Source organism: Microbulbifer okhotskensis, from assembly GCF_023895975.1.
Classification (GTDB): Bacteria; Pseudomonadota; Gammaproteobacteria; order Pseudomonadales; family Cellvibrionaceae; genus Microbulbifer; species Microbulbifer okhotskensis.
Genome location: NZ_JALBWM010000261.1, coordinates 1 through 1,894, shown reverse-complemented (window position 1 = coordinate 1,894; position 1,894 = coordinate 1). Strand labels below are relative to the sequence as shown.

Genomic DNA, 1,894 nt, shown 5'->3' with positions numbered 1-1,894 from the left:
ACGAGCGGTACAGTGACTATGGGGCTATAGCTGCATGAAATTGTCCGAAGTGTTGTAAGATGAAACGAATAAAATTACCATTTTTGGGGGGGCATCAAGTTAGATGAGGAAGATGATTATGGCATAGAGATAGAAGTCAATGGGTATAAGGTATCTTTGGGTCTGAATATAGATCACAGTAAGACCGGTGTAAGCTACACGCGCATGGCGTCAGATTTAAAAACAGCACTAGAGCAGCTTCCTGAATTAGAGCGTCTGGCACGAGAGGCTATTTGTAATAATTATAAATGTAAAGACGAAGCGGTAGATATTCATCTTGAGGACTGGTTAGCTAATTTGGAAGAGGGTATGGAGTTTGTTGAGCCCAGGATTCAATCTATAATTACGAAGGGAGAAAGAAAAGAGAAAAAGGATGCGCTGCTTAAATTGTTCCGAATTTACAGGATCGGGTTCTATCCGTCAGATGCTGATTTTATAGTGTGTGATTATAATTTTGGTCCAGACCCAGAATCTAAATATGGGTGTTGTGATGAGTTTGTTGTGGTTTCTTTTGATGAAAGTGGAGGTGTAAAAGAGGTGTCTACTGAAGGATGATGCATTATGGTATTTGTTTAGTGATCGTTAATATGACGCATGAATATAACCGGTCTCTAAAGAGGCGGTTGATAAGGTATGTGCGTCAGGTGTGGCCTTGGCTTCGAGTAGAATTTTGCTGCACGTGATAATTATGGGGGTAAATTTCAGGTCTTTGCCTAAGGTCACACCGATTTTCCAATCTTCTCTCACCACTTAACGTCTACAGTTTAGGTTGCCCCACAATGCTGACTGCAGGAATGCAGAAATCACGTTAACCGGCGCGATGACATCCCAAAATTCGGTGATTGAGGAAATAATGCTTGTTCGGGCGGCGCCGTGTTTTCGTCTTCATGCCCAGAAATTGCCCAAAGAAAAAGTTCTGATGAAAATAATCTAGAAATCGACGATAGTGGGCTAAGCGGTTCATTCTTTGGCCAATAACTTTTTCTGCTGGAAAAGTCAGGTGTCAAAAACAGGCATAAAAATTAAACAAAAATCTTATAGGTTACCCCACTTTCTGCCTGGACCTCTAGCCGAGAAGTAAATCGAGATATAAATAGATTTTGATTTTTAGTATAAATAGAGCAATAACGATGGCAGGTGGTTGTTGTCGCTCAAATGTGGGTTGGTCGGCATTAAAGATTTGGAAAATTAAGCGGTAGATTTGTTGGTATAAAAGGCTGTTAAACGGATCGATTAAATTAAAGAACTGGTTCACGGCATGTATCAACATATACCTGTAAGCTACAGCGGTTAATTTCAGTATATTTATATGGCAGGCAATGTTAATACATACCAATAATAAACTTAAATCTTTAAAGGGGTTAAAAATCCCATTTTTATTATTACTAAGTTCGCTACTTTTTGGCTGTGGTGGAGGCGGCAGTGGGGGGGATACAACTATGCCGCAAGAAGATGGTGGTGGCTCTAGCGGGGAAGATTCCGGCAGTGGTGATGATAATTCGGGAGGGGGGGGGTCGATACACTCCCGGAAGCCGACGTGGATAATCATTTACCTATTGCTAACGATCAATTAGTGAATATGGCTGCACATGGCCGCCTGGCCAAATCTGTCTTTCTCGCTGCGTATGATGCGGACCTGGATTCGCTACAGTATTACATTCAAACACAGCCCGCTCATGGCACTTTAACGGGTAGTGGGCAGCGCAGGGAATATCTGCCTAAAACTGACTTTACTGGCACCGATAGCTTCTCTTATGTGGCGACCGATAGCGATGGGGCTAGTAATATCGCTACAGTAACTATCAATACTTCGGACAGTTTTAGGGGGCGAAATAGGTAGGAACCACGGCCAGAT

At 42.3% G+C, this 1,894-nt stretch carries 3 protein-coding genes; 2 read left to right on the top strand and 1 reads right to left on the bottom strand.

Going from position 1 to position 1,894, the window contains the following annotated elements; translation table 11 throughout:
* The first annotated feature begins 204 nt into the window (after positions 1-204).
* Positions 205-594, top strand: a complete 390-nt coding sequence (locus tag MO867_RS21870) for a DUF2004 domain-containing protein (protein WP_252473092.1) — start codon at positions 205-207, stop codon at positions 592-594.
* A gap of 511 nt (positions 595-1,105) precedes the next feature.
* On the opposite strand, the gene MO867_RS21865 is transcribed toward MO867_RS21870, so the two are convergent.
* Positions 1,106-1,588, bottom strand: a complete 483-nt coding sequence (locus tag MO867_RS21865; RefSeq protein ID WP_252473090.1) for a hypothetical protein — start codon at positions 1,586-1,588, stop codon at positions 1,106-1,108.
* Here MO867_RS21865 and MO867_RS21860 point away from each other — a divergent pair.
* On the top strand, positions 1,577-1,879 hold the full coding sequence (locus MO867_RS21860) for an Ig-like domain-containing protein (RefSeq protein ID WP_252473088.1): 303 nt from the start codon (positions 1,577-1,579) through the stop codon (positions 1,877-1,879). The two genes, MO867_RS21865 and MO867_RS21860, sit on opposite strands and share 12 nt — an antisense overlap.
* Positions 1,880-1,894 lie beyond the last annotated feature (15 nt).